The organism is Pontibacter sp. HJ8, from assembly GCF_054824225.1.
Window position 1 is genome coordinate 13,537 of sequence record NZ_JSYF01000018.1, and the last position, 15,406, is coordinate 28,942.

Below are 15,406 nucleotides of genomic sequence, written 5' to 3' on the forward strand. Positions count from 1 at the left end.
GCGCTTTCCGCTTGTTCTCCGTGTGTTTGTCCCTACCTTTATAGCCGCTATGGAAGCAGAAAAAGAATACATCGTTATCAGGGGCTGCGGCGCTATTTCCCCGCTTGGCTTTGACGAGCCAGGTATAGCACAGGCCTACCGGGCTGGCAAGCCTGCTTTCACAACTGTACTCCATCAGGACAAACCTACCCCAGTCGCTTCCCTTTCACCCGCAGCTGATAAGCAATTACAGGCGCTGGTTGACGCTCACCCGAACTACAGGCAGCTGGATCGCTCGGTACTTATGGCCGTCTATGCTGCCCGGCAGGCGGTGGAACAGGCAGGCTGGCTCGCAACGGACCGGCAGGACGATGAGCTGGCTGTAAACATTGGCTCCTCCCGGGGTGCCACCGGTTTGTTTGAGCAGCATTATGAGTCCTTCCTAAACCAGGAGCTTTCTTCTGCCTCCTCTCCTACCACCACGCTGGGCAACCTATCCAGTTGGGTGGCGCATGCCGTGAATGCCGGAGGCGCCCAGATCAGCCACTCCATTACCTGCAGCACGGCTTTGATGGCCGTAGCCAACGGGGTAGCCTGGCTGAAAGCAGGTATGGCCAAACGGTTTCTGGCAGGTGGCACCGAGGCCCCGCTGACGGATTTTACCCTTGCGCAGATGAAGGCCGTCGGAATTTATTCCGGACTGGAAAAGCATCCGTATCCCTGCCGACCCTACGCGCTTGAAAAGCAAAACACGTTTGTTCTGGGAGAAGGCGCCGCTGTGGTTGCGCTGGAAAAAGTGGCCGCTACTGACTTATATGGCGGCGAATTTATAGTAGAAGCTGTCGGTATAGGCTTTGAAAAAATCAGCAGCAAGACCGGTATTTCCGCCGAAGGACTCAACTTTCAGAAGGCCATGCGCCATGGACTCAGTCAACTGCCAGCACATGATACCACCATCGATCTGATCATCACCCACACCCCCGGAACACATGCCGGCGACAAGGCAGAATTAGCAGCCATTCGTGCTGTTTTTGGAGAAGCTATACCTGCCATTACCACCAACAAATGGCTACTGGGCCATGCTCTAGGCGCTTCGGGTGCTCTGAGTCTGCAGTATGCTTTGCATGCCTTGCGCAGCCAATCAGCTACTGCTATACCCTTTCCCAATTCGTCATCCACAAAACCCGCTACGAGGCTCCGGCGAGTCATGGTAAATGCTGCCGGCTTTGGTGGCAATGCTGCGAGTGTCATCCTTTGCATCCAGAACTAAATTCTTTAACCCCTTTTCAGACTCTACTCCCGGATTGCTGAAGCTTTACCGCTTTGACACTTTTCTACCGCTCCCCAATTGCATTTAGTCTGAATAAGACAAACAGCCTTGGGTATCACCGCAAATCCTACTATCCAATATTTGTATATATACTTAAAGAGCCCATTTTATTGGACTTTTCCATTAATAGCATTTCTCTATTTATTTTGTATTATAAACTATTTTTATAACTATTTTATGCCAGTATAGTATGGGTTGCTATATATAATTTTATCAATAAAGGGCAGTTTAAAACCCGGCAAAATTTTACATTATATCAAATCAGATTAAATATCAATATATTTTATTCCTTATAATCTATTTATACAGGATTACCCTACCCTCCTCAACGCCACATTTTCCTCTTGAAAACCAAAATTGTACACTAAAGTTTTCTGGTAGCCTGCCGTATAACAAAACACCTCCTGCTCAGAAGTAAATTCAAAATTGAATTTAACCTATTCTGACAAGGAGCAAGAAATTGACTTACAAACTAACAAAGTTTACTTATTAAACACTTTTATCTCATTTTATGAAAACATATTTACACGGAAGATTACTGCTTCGCTGTTTCCTGGCGATGCTGGTATTCCTGATAGCGCTATCGGCTTCCTTTGCTCAAACACCCGGCCTTATTTTTCAGCCAGCCACAAGCGGCGGTGAACGCATCCTAGATCCCAATGACGACGGATATATTTCGGCCACAGCAAACGGCTTTTCAGGCACCGATGACATTGGTCCCGGGCAGAGCGAAATCCCATACCGTGCTATCCCGACGCTGAATTCTGAACCGCTGGGTGACAGCAAGAATGGCACCTCAGGAGGCCATACGGACCTGGCATCTCCTGCTCCGCTGCAGGCTTTCTTTGATGGGCAGAACCTCCTATTCCGATTTAGACTAGGAGGAATATCTTCTTCACAGAGGGGGTACAGTGTGCTCATCGACAGCGACAATACGTTTGCCGGAACCGGCGCTAATCCAGGCTTTGAATTCGAAGTACTGCTGTCTTCCAATTCGGCCGTAACGGTTATTCAACATAGTGGCAATGAAAAGCAGACGCTTTTCAGCGGAGCCTTTTTCCAGCACTCCCAAAAGGCGGAAGCAGCGTCTACTGGAGGAGGCAGTCCGGATTACTTCTATGATTTTTATGTACCCCTTTCTGCATTTAACAACCAGATCACAGCCACGACCCCTTTGCGTATGGCTGCAAATACCCTGAACTCCACCCAAAGCGCGTTAACGGCAACCGATATGATTGCTGATGTAGCAGGTGTCGACTTCAGAAGCTACAACCAGGACGCACCTGCTGCCTGGCGTGACATCATCGGCACTTTTCCTCCGCTAACGCTCAACGACCTGGTAACCGACGAAGTCGGTGCCATCCGGACCTTCGCTCCGATTATCAGTTCGCCTATCACGACAGCAGCAACCACTATCGCAGGCACTTCGCGGGAGCCTGCGGGAACTGTTATCCAGGTAATGCGAAACGGCACTCCGATCGGTACCACAACAGTAGCAGCAGATGGTTCCTGGTCACTTACATTAGCTTCCGGTGTAACGCTGGCAGCAGGCAACTCCATTACCGCCACTGCCACGGCTCCTAACCGGCCTGTTTCAGAAACTTCGAATACTGTAGTAGTAACAGCCACAACCTGCGCAACGGCTGCACCAACTATTAGCGCACCATCAGGTAACCAACGAAGAGCCTTATCGGGCACTGCAACTCCGGGAGCCAGTATCAGGCTGTATCGAAATGGCATACTTGTCGCAAATACAACCGCTACCGGCACCGGCACTACTGGCAGTTGGACGTATACATTCTGCACCAATGGAAATAACTGTATCCCGGAGGGCGTTTATACAGCTACCCAGCAAATAGGCAGTGGATGTGAATCCAATCCATCTTCCCCGCTCAATTGGCGGGTAAATACAGTAGCACCTCCCACAGCTCCTGCTCCTGCCGTCACTACTTCCCCTGTCTGCGTGAGTACCACTACGATATCAGGCACAGCGGCTGCGGGCTCATTCGTTACATTATTCCTCAACGACCGGCCCCTATACCTGGTGACAACAACAGACAATGCCTATACCGTGGCTGCCGGTGCGGATGGTACCTGGAGCCTTACGGCTAACCTGGGCTACAAAGCCGGAGACAGACTATATGTAAGAGCAAGAACAGCTTCGGTCTATTATGGCCAATCAGGAACTGCAACCGTGACATCCTGCCCGACAACCGCTCCTGTCATTACGGGCGAGTACTGCGGTGTGACAAGCAGTGTATCCGGCACTTCAACGGAGCCAGCAGGCACATCCATCCAGGTATATGCAGGGGGCACAGCAGTAGGAGCCCCAGGCACTGTGAATGAAAACGGTTTCTGGACGGTAAGCGGGCTATCTATACCTGCAGGAACGGCTTTCACAGCGCGTGCGACAGCTCCTGGCGGTACGCAAAGCGTAGACTCTGAACCCGTAACAGCCACGCCACAGACATCTGCAGCAGGCTTAACCATCAATGCCCCCATTCAGGAAGGTGCCGCATCGATTACGGGTACTGGCCCGGCAGGTGCTCAGTTGACGCTCTACATCGACGGCACTCCTTTCACACCCATCGTGATACCTGAAAACGGCACCTGGACGCTGACCGGATACTCCAGAAGCGAAATTTTTGCCGGGTCTGCGATCAGTGCGACTGTTACCGCTGCCGGACAATGCGCAAGTGAATTTGCTGAAAGTGTGATCGTCGATTGTCTTCCGATTACGACCTCCTATACTGTTTCGTCTACTTCACCGGACATCCTTTGCGGTGGAAGCGGCACAGTAACAGTCAATCTGGCTTCGTCACAATTAGGCGTTGCCTATACCTTGCTGGCTGGGGATGAAGCGTCGGGCACCTCTGTCATGGGAACAGGAGGCGCCATCACACTCACTTCAGGACCGATAGCCAACGAAACGGCAGAAAACATCGAGGTGGTTATTTCGGTGAGAGCCCGCAGAGTTACAAGCTCCTCAGGAGAAAATATCCCGGCAAGCTGCGAGGCCATACTCGATGGTACCGTGACCAGAACCATACTGCCGCAACCACCGACCGACTTTGAGGTGACTCCGCTTACAAGCAACATCTGTGCGGGATCCACAGTTACGCTGCAATTAAGCTCTTCGGCAACAGGCTATACCTACCAGTTACTAAACGAAGCCACCGGAGAACTGGTGGGCAATGCTGTAGCAGGCACAGGCGCAGCGATCAGCTTATCTACTGGTCCAGTTAACGCCAATGCTTCTTACGGCATAGTCATCACCAACACGGCCAACAACTGTGTCCTGACAGACCCTGCACGGTATACCGCTGTTATTTCCGGACCGGCCATCGACAGACCGGTATTTGCGGAAAGAGCCAGCGTATGCGTGGGAGGACCTGCTGCCATCAATGTGTCCACCGAAGCGAATGCCGGCTATACCTACCGTATCTTCCAGACAAATCCAGGAGGCGGCACTGCACAACTCTTAGCTACCTTTACAGGCACGGGGGAAGTGGTTAAGGTAAATTCAAATCCGCTTCCTACTGCCGGCACCTATACCTTCTATGCAGAGGTTTCCAGCGCCAGTTGCCCTGCTCGTAGAATGCTCGAAACAGCGACTGTCCGGGTGACGAACGAAGCCGGTGTTGCCAATGCCGGGGAAGATCAGACAGTATGTGGCACGGAGGGTATCCTGGCAGCTGCCTCCCCTGCGCCTGGTGTGGGCACCTGGTCCACTGTAAGCAAGCCGGCGGGTAGCGGAGAGGTACTATTTGCAGACCCTAACAATCCTACTACTTCTATCAGCGGACTGGTTTCCGGGGAGTATGTTTTTGAATGGTCTGTAACCACTTCCTGTGGTGGAACTGCCACTCCGCCTGTTATGGATCGGGTCACGGTTACGGTTAACTGTGAAGCAACTTATGTGATTGCTCCTCCCAAGTTCCGGGATGAGTACGTTCCGGGTGATGCCCTTGCTACAGCCGTGGATCCGGATGGAGGTGTGGTAGCAGCCATCCTGCTAGGTGGAGCAGTTCCTCCGGGAGTTGCGCTGAACCCGACCAATGGTAACCTTACCGTGACACGACCGGAATTGCTGCGGACCGGTATGTATGAGCTGAGTGTCCGGCTGACAGACCGCTTCGGTGACCAGACGGACCTCACGATCACGCTTGTCATCTCGGAAGATTCACCGATCATTGTACCACTGCCGGTAGAACTGGTTTACTTTACGGCTACTGTGCGGGATAACCAGGTAACGCTGCAATGGCTCACCGCATCGGAGCAGAACAACGACCGGTTTGAAATTGAGCGCAGCAGCGATGCGAAGTCTTTCGAGAAGGTGGGAACCGTAAAAGGTATAGGCAACTCCAGCGTGGAGAACAGGTATGCGTTCCAGGACAAAGCTCCGGTCAACGGAACCGTTTATTACAGGCTGAAGCAAGTGGACCTTGACGGAGCCTTCGCCTACAGCAAAGTAATTGCTGTATCGGCAAAAGGACTGGCCAGCGAACTTACCACGCAGGTATACCCGAACCCGTTCACCGACATTATCAAGGTGACACTTACGGCGCCTCAGACCCAGCAGGCAGAACTCTTCCTCTTTGACATAAACGGCAAACAGGTGCTGCGTAAGACACTCGAACTGGAGGCAGGTGCCAATGCCCTGGAACTGTCACTGCAGCAACTCAACTCAGGCATGTATATTCTGAAGATCGTAGGCAGTGGCATGGAGTCCACGACCAAGATCATTAAGAACTAAGCCATACCTATACCTTCAAAGCAAAAGCGGCGGCCCGGAAAGGCTGCCGCTTTTTTGTTGCATAAAATGCAATCACCCTGATGTTTCTATCAGGAAACTCTGCACTTTTCATTAATTTTGCTGGAATTATAAAAATCTTACTTCATGAAAGTTCTAAAGTTCGGAGGGACCTCCGTAGGTTCAGCCGCAAGAATGAAAGCGGTGGCTGACCTGATCCATGACGGGGAGCCTAAAATCGTGGTGCTCTCGGCGATGTCGGGTACTACCAACCAGCTGGTACAAATAGCGGAGAAGCTATACCAGAATGACAACCAGGAAGCGAATGCGCTGATCAATGCGCTGCATGATACCTATAAACAGGTCGTAGAAGTACTCTACACCACCGAAGATAAAAAGAAACAGGCCCTGGAGCTGCTACATAATCATTTCGATCACATACGTTCCTTCACACTCGACCTCTTTACCATTTATGAAGAGCGCGCTGTGCTGGCACAGGGTGAACTCCTGTCTACTGCTCTGTTCCAGTTTTTCCTCGAAGAGCAGGCTATACCTTCTGTGCTGCTGCCCGCCCTCAACTTTATGAAGATAGATGAGAACGAAGAGCCGGACACGGACTACATCGCCAAAAACCTGAAGGCTGAACTGGAAAAGTACCCGGGTGCTACCCTCTTCATTACGCAGGGGTACATCTGCCGCAATGCTTTCGGGGAAGTGGATAACCTGAAGCGGGGTGGCTCCGACTACTCTGCATCCCTGATCGGTGCTGCCGCTGACGCATCTGAAATCCAGATATGGACCGACATTGATGGCATGCACAACAACGATCCGCGGATTGTAAAGAATACGTTCCCGATTGCGGAATTGTCTTTTGATGAAGCGGCAGAGCTGGCTTACTTTGGGGCAAAGATCCTGCACCCTTCCAGCGTATTGCCTGCCAAGCAGAAGAACATTCCGGTGCGCCTGCTCAATACCATGCAGCCGGATGCGCACGGCACCACCATCTCCTCTAAGAGCAGCGGTGGCAGCATCAAAGCGGTGGCTGCAAAAGACGGCATCACGGCGATCAAGATCAAATCGGGCCGCATGTTGCTGGCCTATGGTTTCCTGCGCAGTGTGTTTGAAGTGTTCGAACGGTATAAGACGCCGATCGACATGATCACGACATCGGAAGTAGCGGTGTCGATCACGATCGATAATCCAAAGTTCCTGAACGAGATTGTACAGGAGCTGGAGGAATTTGGCCAGGTAGAAGTGGATGAAGACCAAAGCATTATTTGTGTAGTCGGTGACTTTATCGCAGCGCGCAGCGGCTCCGGCCTCAAGATATTCGAATCGTTGAAAGACATTCCGCTCCGCATGATCTCCTACGGCGGAAGCAAGAACAACATCAGCGTTTTGATCAACTCAACCGATAAGGAAAAAGCCCTGATCTTACTGAATGACGGCATTTTTGAAAGGAGCACAAACCATGCTTAATCTATCCCTACAGGAGCTGCAGCAGCATGCCACTCCCTTCTATGTATACGACCTCAACCTGCTGCGCCAGACATTGCAAAAGGCAAAACTAGAAGCCGACAGGTATAACTTTCATGTGCACTATGCCCTGAAGGCCAATACCAACGGCCCGGTGCTGGACGAAGTGCGCCGGGTAGCTTTTGGTGCTGATTGCGTAAGTGGCAATGAAGTAAAGTGTGCGATCGAAAACGGCTTTAAGCCGGAGCACGTGGTTTTTGCCGGCGTGGGCAAATCGGACGCCGAGATCAACTATGCGCTCGATCAGGACATCTTTTGCTTTAACTGCGAGTCAAGTCACGAACTCCTCGTGCTGAATGAATTGGCAGAGGCAAAGGGCAAGACAGCACGCATCGCGCTGCGCATCAACCCGAACGTAAATGCCAATACGCACAAGTACATCACCACGGGCCTGGAAGAAAACAAGTTTGGCATCAACGCCTGGGAACTGCCGGAAGTAGTGGCGCTGCTCAAAACACTGCCGCACCTGTCGCTGATTGGCCTGCATTTCCACATCGGTTCTCAGATCACCGATCTGTCTGCTTTCCGGAATCTGTGCACCCGGGTCAATGAATTTCAGGACTGGTTCCAGTCGCATAACCTGCAGCTGGAGCACATCAACGTAGGCGGTGGACTGGGCGTGGATTACTACAACCCGGAGCAACAGCCTATACCTGATTTTGAAGCTTATTTTGCTTTGTTCAACCAGTTTCTGGAACTGCGCCCCGGCCAGCAGGTACATTTTGAACTGGGCAGGGCACTGGTAGCGCAAAGCGGTTCGCTTATTTCTAAGGTTCTCTACATCAAAAAAGGCGTAACGACCAACTTCGCCATTCTGGATGCCGGCATGACCGAACTCATCAGACCCGCGCTCTACCAGTCGTATCACAAAATAGAGAACCTCACCAGTACCGCAGCAGAAGAACGCTATGATGTGGTAGGCCCTATCTGTGAATCGTCGGACTGCTTTGGGAAGGCCGTGGTACTTCCGGAAACAAGCCGGGGCGACCTGATGGCCATTCGCACGGCCGGTGCCTATGGCGAGGTCATGGCCTCCGCTTATAACCTGCGCGACCGTGTCGCGGCTGTCTACATGAGTTAGACCTGAAAGTATACCTATAAAAAAAGCCCCTGTTCCGGTATCAGAACAGGGGCTTTTTTTATATAAACATCAATGAAACTATGGCAAGGTGTTACAGATCCAGCGATACCACAAAATCAGGTTCTGCTTGTTTTACGGCCGGCTGCTCCTGAAAGAAATTGGCCATTTCCAAGGCATTCCCGCGGGAGTTCTTATCGGCCCGCAGCACAAAGGTATTGTCATCCAAAGCGGTGACGATCACTGTTTTGGTGGCATTCGCCAGACGTTTTACGATCAGCTCGGCCTGTTGCTGCCCGCTTATAGTAACCAGAAACTCGTTGGATATACCCCGTAATTGAACCATGCCATCCTCCTCTGTCAAAAAATAAGGGGCTGCATAGGCTATGTTAGGGTCCAGTTGCAATTGCCGGATCGCCTGCCCGACCTGCTTGCAGTTCAGGCCCTCCACCAGTTTCACCGGGTACATCCTGGCGGAATTAGTTCGTACCGGCTGGCCGAGCTCTTCTATAAAACCATACCCTGCAGCGGCCGCTACGGCTTGTTCGTGGGTATATTCGTCCGGGAAAGAAACCAGGATCATTTTGCTGTAAATGGATCCCAAAGCTTTCGGCTGACCAGCAGCCTGGTAACTGTACGCTCCGCAGGGAGCACCATCTGCTATCTGCAAAGGATTCAGAAGACCCGGGTCAAAACGCACGTTGCGTATCGGAGATGCAGTGTCGTTCCTACAGGAAGAAAATATGATTATTAGAAGCAGATAGCCAAGCCAGGGTATATAAGTTTTCATTGCCGTCAGTATTACGTATCGTCCATAATTATTCTTTGTACGACTGTAATAACAGAAGAGCCATAAATATCAATCTTATTTATATAGATATTTTACAGCCCATCTACTAAACCCTGACAGGTAGCTATTTACTGATTTTGCATATTCAATAGATGCAATTTTAAAATCAAATAATTAAAAATATTTAAATAGCATTATTTTAACAATTTCGAAATTTCTATTTTTTGTTCCGGCGGTCACGACACGAAGGCCGCCGCCGGGCTGGCATCCAGCTGCAGGACATCTTCCAATGGGACTGATTGTGGAATGAGTGCAACAAATATGTTGTTTTGCTTGATCAGCTCCTGCTGCTGAAAAACCTCCTGCGGTTTCACCCGGACTACTACCTGTCCGGGTACCTCCATGCTGTACACTTCCAGCGGACGAAGCTGCTGCAACAGGGACTTCAGCTGCTGCTCCGGGCCCTGCAGGAGCAAGGTAACGGCATCTGCTGCCATCACAGCAGCCGGGGAGTTCACACAAAGCTTCGGATAGGTATAGCGGTATCCGCGAAGTGCGGCGGTCACATCAGCCCAGACAGCGGAACCCGTCGGATGGCTGCCTGCTCCGCGGCCTTTCAGAAACTGTTGCCCTGCAAATCGGGCATTTATTTCTACCCCATTGAACTCCGCCTCCACTGCATGCAGCGCATCATCAGCGGTCACAAATGTTGGGATTACCTGCAGCGACACATTGCCTTCCTGGTCCGGTTTTATGGTGGCTACCAGTTTTATCTTGGCTCCCAGCGAAGCCGCCAACTCTACCACTTCCGGGGTGATGTGGCTGATGCCGAAGTGCAGCACCTGGTCCGGGTGCACCAGCAGGCCATAGGCATGTGCTGCCAGGATGCAGAGCTTGTTGAGAGCGTCTATACCTTCTACGTCCAGGGCAGGATCCGCTTCTGCAAAGCCCAGGGCCTGGGCCTGCTGCAGCGCCGAGGCGTAGGTGCCGCCTTCATTCTGCAATTTGCTCAGGATGTAGTTGGAGGAGCCGTTGAGTATACCCCGCACTTCCAGCAGCGGCTCAGCGCCATAATAGGCCTCCAGCGTGCGCAGGATCGGGATGCTGCCGCAAACGGATGCTTCGTAGAGCAAAACACCGCCATAGCGCTGCTGCAGCTGAATCAGCTCCGGCAGGTTTTCGGCAATCATCTTCTTATTGGCTGACACAACCGTTCTGCCCTGCAGCAGCGCCTGCCGCACAATGAGCAGGGCCTCTTCCGGGTCACTGATCAGCTCTGCCAAAATATCGAGTGACTTGTCCTGCAGCAGCTCCTGCACATCGTAAGTAAAGGCAGCCGTTGGCAGCGTGCGCGGTTTCTCTTTGTCCTTCACGCAGATACGACCTACTTCCAGCCCGAGGTGTTTGTTTGCCTCTACCACATCATAAAGTCCCTGTCCCACGCAGCCAAACCCGATGATGCCGATGCGCTTCTTAAATTTCTGTATTTTCATAGTGTACTATTCTTACTGGATCTGTACTGTAAAACTCGTTAATAGCCCGGCTAAGCTGCTCTGTCTCTACCAGGAAGCCATCATGCCCGTAGCAGGAATGTAGAAGAGCAAAGCTGGAGCTGGGCACCTGTTGGTGCAAAAAGCGCTGCTCCTCCACCGGAAAGAGCAGGTCTGTATCCACTCCCACAAAAAGGCATCGGGCTGCCACATGCCCCAGGGCTTTGGACACGCCTCCCCTGCCCCTGCCGATGTGGTGCGAATCCATCGCTTTGGAAAGCAGCCAGTAGGTATAGGCATTGAAACGTTTTGTCAGCTTCTCGCCCTGGTATACCTGGTAAGAGGCCGCCCGGAAGTTGTCAGTGATGCTGTTGCCGGGCTCCTGCTGCGATGCCTCATAGCAGCTGTAGTGCCTGTAAGAAAGCATGGCGATAGCACGGGCCGTTTTCAACCCCTCCAGCCCCGCTTCCCCGGAGTTACTGCTCCAGCTCGGGTCCTGCCGAATGGCCATGCGCTGGCTCTCGTTAAATGCGATACCCCAGGCAGAGTGGCGCGCATTGGAGGCCACGTGTACCAGACGCTGAAAAACTTTTGGCTTCAGCACCGCCCACTCCAGCGCCTGTTGCCCGCCCAGCGAGCCTCCAATCAGGGTATGCACCTGCTCCAGCCCCAGTTCCTGCCGCAGCAAATCAAAAGCCTGCACAATGTCCCGGTTGGTGAGTTGCGGAAAGCTGTGGTAAAAGGGTTGCAGCGTTTTCGGGTTAACTGACAAAGGCCCGGTCGAGCCGTAGCAGCCGCCCAGCGTATTGGCACAAACTATAAACCAGTCAGCAGGATCATACAACTTGCCTTCGCCGAACAGACCGCTCCACCAATCGGTGAAGTCAGCGTTTCCGGTAAGGGCATGGCATACCCATACCACGTTGTTCCGCTCCTTGTTCAGGTGGCCATAGGTGGTATAGGCGAGTTTGAAGCCGGGCAGTATAGCGCCCGACTCCAGCTCAAAAGCCTGCTGATAATAAAAATCTAAATGAGTTGGCATTCTGTTACTGTAAAACGGGTTCTGATTGACCTTGTCGCACGCTGGCAAAAGCATGTTCGAGGTCAGCTTTGATGTCGTCGATATATTCTATGCCGGCAGATAAACGGAGTAAGGTGGGTTCTACGCCGGCGTTTGCCTGTTCCTGCTCCGATAACTGCTGATGCGTGGTGGATGCCGGGTGTATGATGAGGGTTTTGGCGTCGCCTACGTTAGCGAGGTGGCTGACCAGTTGCAGGCTGTTGACAAATGTTTCTGCCTGTTTCTTATCGCCCTTCAGCTTGAAAGACAGCACACCACCATAGCCCCGCTTGAGGTACTTTTTAGCCAGCTCGTGGTATTTGCTGGATGGCAGGCCCGGGTAGTTCACGCTTTCCACCTGCTCGTGCTGCTCCAACCACTCGGCCAGTATCTGCGCATTCTGCACCGTGCGCTCTACCCGCAGCGAAAGCGTCTCCAGCCCCTGTAACAGAAGGAACGAGTTGAAAGGACTGATGGCAGGACCGAAATCCCGTAAACCTTCTACCCTGGCCCGGATTGAAAAGGCGATGTTCCCGAAAGGACCATCGGCACCGAATACTTCCCAGAAGTTAAGCCCGTGATACCCTTCGGATGGTTCGGAGAATTGCGGAAACTTGCCGTTGCCCCAGTTGAAATTACCACCATCCACGATTACGCCGCCTATGCTGGTGCCATGGCCGCCGATCCACTTGGTAGCGGACTCCACCACCACGTTGGCTCCATGCTCCAGCGGACGGAAGAGGTAACCGCCGGCACCGAAGGTATTGTCCACCACCAGCGGAATATTGTGCGCACTTGCCAGCGCAGCGATGGCCTCAAAATCCGGAACATTGAAGCGCGGGTTGCCAATCGTTTCCACATAAATAGCTTTGGTATTTTCGTCGATCCGCTTGGCGTAGCTTTCCACTTCATCATTCTCTGCGAAACGTGTTTCGATACCGAGTCGCTTAAAGGACACTTTGAACTGGTTAAAGCTCCCGCCATAGAGATTGCTGGAGGAAACAAAATTGTCACCGGCCTGCAGAATATTGAAAAGTGCGATGAACTGAGCCGCCTGTCCGGACGCCACTGCTACGGCTGCCACACCACCTTCCAGGGCCGCGATGCGCTTTTCGAACACATCCGTCGTGGGATTCATGATGCGGGTATAGATGTTGCCGAACTCTTTCAGGGCAAACAGGTTCGCACCATGCTCGGCATCCTTGAAAGCGTAAGAGGAGGTCTGGTAGATAGGAACTGCGCGTGAGCGGGTTGTCGGGTCTATTTCCTGGCCGGCGTGCAGCTGTAACGTGTCGAAATGAAATGGAGTTGCCATAGTGGTTCTGATTTGAGATAAATGATAGATTAGATTAGCTTGTCTGAGACAAGAATTAAGAGATTGCGACATGACCTATCGCTACAGGCAATGCCAGTGGCTTAGCAGAAATGCAGCAGGGTGAGTGGAGGTTTGCGTGCTAGCAACAGCAACAACACATGCGCATAGCGTTACACATGAGAGCATGTGCTGCGGCATGGGTAGAAACAGGCAGATAGGCTGCCGGTAATGATAAAAATGACTGAGCTGGTTTAATTCCCTTTTTCATACTGTTATCAATTTATAGTCTTCCGAACATCCGGAATCAGGAATTAGCACCTTGCCTGGTGGCTGGTTGCTAGCGCTTCACAGAGCCTGTCTCTCCGCGCTTCTTTATAAATCAATACCCCTCGGGATATCTGACTTGATGGTTGCAATATTAGGGAGCGATTTTAGTAAATCCAAACTTCTATTGAATTAAATTTCAATTTTTCGAATAAATTTAAAAATATGCTACTGTATACCAAGCCTTTACAAAACAGGAATTTTCACAAGCTATACCTTGTGGTAACATCCCCTGTAACAGATAAACTTGCAGCACCGGAACATAAGTAAGGCCCGGCTGTTCTCAACAGTAAACCATAATCGAAAACAAACAAACCAGCAGCAATGAAGATACTCCTGACAGGCGCAAACGGCTATATAGGCAAACGACTACTGCCTGTGCTGGTTGAGCACAAGCATGAAGTGGTATGCCTCGTGCGGGATCCGCGCCGCTTTGTGGTAGCCGATAGCCTGAAGGAAAAAGTACAAGTGGTAAAAGGCGACCTGTTAAAGCCCGATACACTCGAAGGACTGCCAAAAGACATTGATGCGGCGTACTACCTAGTACATTCGATGGGCGCAGGCAACGTCGATTTCATGGAGGCAGAGCACGCATCGGCTGTCCATTTTGTAGCCTACCTGAACCGCACCACTGCCCGGCAGATCGTATACCTGAGCGGCATTGCCAACGATGCCCAGCTCTCCAGGCACCTGGCGTCGCGGCTGCAGGTAGAAGACGTGCTGGACCGGGCAAAAGCTTCTCTGACGGTGTTGCGGGCAGCCATCATCATCGGCTCCGGCAGCGCGTCTTTCGAGATCATCCGCGACCTGGTAGAGAAACTGCCGGTAATGATCACTCCCCGATGGCTGTATTCCAGGTGCCAGCCTATTGCCATACGGGATGTGGTCTTTTACCTGACTGAGGTACTCGACAGGCCGGATTGCTACGGGCGTCGCTTCGAGATCGGCGGACCCGATGTACTTACCTACAAGCAGATGCTGGAGCAACTGGCCCGGTTCCGGAACCTGAAGCGGCGCATCTATACCTTGCCCATACTCACACCCAAACTGTCGTCTTACTGGCTCTACTTTGTCACCAGCACCAGCTATTTCCTGGCCCGCAGCCTGGTAGAAAGCCTGCGGAATGATGCCCTTGTAAAGGATACAACCCTGCAGGAACTCATCCCCCACAAATGCCTCAGCTATGAAAGCGCTGTCAATCTGGCTTTTACCAAGATGGAGCAGAACCTGGTGGTATCCAGTTGGAAAGATGCCCTGGTCAGCGGCACTATCCTCCCCGACTTCATGGATTTTGTACAAATACCAGAACACGGCGTGCTGACAGACAGGCAGAAAGCCCGCTTTGACCGGGACCCGGAGGAGGTGATGAACAACATCCTGAGCATTGGTGGTGAGCGGGGCTGGTACAAAACAGATTTCCTGTGGCAGCTACGGGGTCTGCTCGACAAGATGGTGGGAGGTGTGGGTTTGCAGCGGGGCAGGCGGCATGCAAAAGACGTCATAGCCGGCGACACCATTGATTTTTGGCGCGTGCTGGCCGCTGACAGAAAAGGAAAACGCCTGCTGCTCTATGCCGAAATGAAACTGCCCGGTGAGGCCTGGCTGCAGTTTAAGATCTGTACAGAAGCCGATGAAAATTACCTGGAGCAGCTGGCGGTTTTCCGCCCCGATGGCTTGGCCGGCAGGTTGTACTGGTATAGCATGCTGCCTTTTCATTTTATAATTTTCAAAGGTATGCTACGCAATATAAT

9 protein-coding genes and 1 riboswitch are annotated in these 15,406 nt (G+C 52.0%); of the genes, 5 read left to right on the forward strand and 4 right to left on the reverse strand.

All coding sequences use genetic code 11. The annotated features are described in order from the left end of the window. Positions 1-49 precede the first annotated feature (49 nt). From OB13_RS00970 to lysA, 4 genes are all read left to right on the forward strand, one after another. Entirely contained in the window at positions 50-1,249 is a 1,200-nt protein-coding gene (locus OB13_RS00970; RefSeq protein WP_461488270.1) for a beta-ketoacyl synthase N-terminal-like domain-containing protein, read from the forward strand. A 571-nt stretch (positions 1,250-1,820) separates the two neighbouring features. After that, on the forward strand, positions 1,821-6,065 hold the full coding sequence (locus tag OB13_RS00975; RefSeq protein ID WP_461488271.1) for a T9SS type A sorting domain-containing protein: 4,245 nt from the start codon (positions 1,821-1,823) through the stop codon (positions 6,063-6,065). 144 nt (positions 6,066-6,209) lie between these two features. Continuing rightward, a complete protein-coding gene (locus tag OB13_RS00980; RefSeq protein WP_461488272.1) occupies positions 6,210-7,541 on the forward strand; it encodes an aspartate kinase in 1,332 nt (443 codons plus the stop codon). Further along, positions 7,534-8,679 carry a diaminopimelate decarboxylase gene (gene lysA / locus OB13_RS00985; RefSeq protein WP_461488273.1) on the forward strand — a complete coding sequence of 382 codons (1,146 nt, stop codon included), beginning with the start codon at positions 7,534-7,536 and terminating at the stop codon, positions 8,677-8,679. The genes OB13_RS00980 and lysA overlap by 8 nt, the downstream gene beginning before the upstream one ends. A gap of 91 nt (positions 8,680-8,770) precedes the next feature. Here the strand turns inward: lysA and OB13_RS00990 are convergent, their stop codons facing one another. The 4 genes from OB13_RS00990 to OB13_RS01005 form a co-directional block, all read right to left on the reverse strand. Further along, the gene (locus OB13_RS00990; RefSeq protein WP_461488274.1) at positions 8,771-9,346 is read right to left on the reverse strand and encodes a hypothetical protein; all 576 of its coding nucleotides are present in this window, start codon (positions 9,344-9,346) and stop codon (positions 8,771-8,773) included. Positions 9,347-9,702: 356 nt separating this feature from the next. Beyond that, positions 9,703-10,959, reverse strand: a complete 1,257-nt coding sequence (locus OB13_RS00995) for a homoserine dehydrogenase (RefSeq protein WP_461488275.1) — start codon at positions 10,957-10,959, stop codon at positions 9,703-9,705. Further along, positions 10,940-11,998: a homoserine O-acetyltransferase family protein gene (locus OB13_RS01000; RefSeq protein WP_461488276.1), complete on the reverse strand. Its 1,059-nt coding sequence runs from the start codon at positions 11,996-11,998 to the stop codon at positions 10,940-10,942. The genes OB13_RS00995 and OB13_RS01000 overlap by 20 nt, the downstream gene beginning before the upstream one ends. A 4-nt stretch (positions 11,999-12,002) precedes the next feature. Further along, positions 12,003-13,331, reverse strand: a complete 1,329-nt coding sequence (locus OB13_RS01005) for an O-acetylhomoserine aminocarboxypropyltransferase/cysteine synthase family protein (protein WP_461488277.1) — start codon at positions 13,329-13,331, stop codon at positions 12,003-12,005. Positions 13,332-13,608: 277 nt separating this feature from the next. Then, positions 13,609-13,712: riboswitch (SAM riboswitch) on the reverse strand. Positions 13,713-13,979: 267 nt separating this feature from the next. Between OB13_RS01005 and OB13_RS01010 the strand changes: the two genes are divergently transcribed. Next, on the forward strand, positions 13,980-15,406 hold a 1,427-nt coding region (locus OB13_RS01010; RefSeq protein ID WP_461488278.1), incomplete at its 3' end, for an SDR family oxidoreductase.

Excerpts from the sequence above, each read along its gene's own strand:
- lysA (WP_461488273.1), top strand. The coding sequence starts at position 7,534 with ATGCTTAATCTATCCCTACAGGAGCTGCAGCAGCATGCCACTCCCTTC.
- OB13_RS00970 (WP_461488270.1), top strand. The coding sequence starts at position 50 with ATGGAAGCAGAAAAAGAATACATCGTTATCAGGGGCTGCGGCGCTATT.
- OB13_RS00975 (WP_461488271.1), top strand. The coding sequence starts at position 1,821 with ATGAAAACATATTTACACGGAAGATTACTGCTTCGCTGTTTCCTGGCG.
- OB13_RS01005 (WP_461488277.1), bottom strand. The coding sequence starts at position 13,331 with ATGGCAACTCCATTTCATTTCGACACGTTACAGCTGCACGCCGGCCAG.
- OB13_RS00995 (WP_461488275.1), bottom strand. The coding sequence starts at position 10,959 with ATGAAAATACAGAAATTTAAGAAGCGCATCGGCATCATCGGGTTTGGC.
- OB13_RS00980 (WP_461488272.1), top strand. The coding sequence starts at position 6,210 with ATGAAAGTTCTAAAGTTCGGAGGGACCTCCGTAGGTTCAGCCGCAAGA.
- OB13_RS01000 (WP_461488276.1), bottom strand. The coding sequence starts at position 11,998 with ATGCCAACTCATTTAGATTTTTATTATCAGCAGGCTTTTGAGCTGGAG.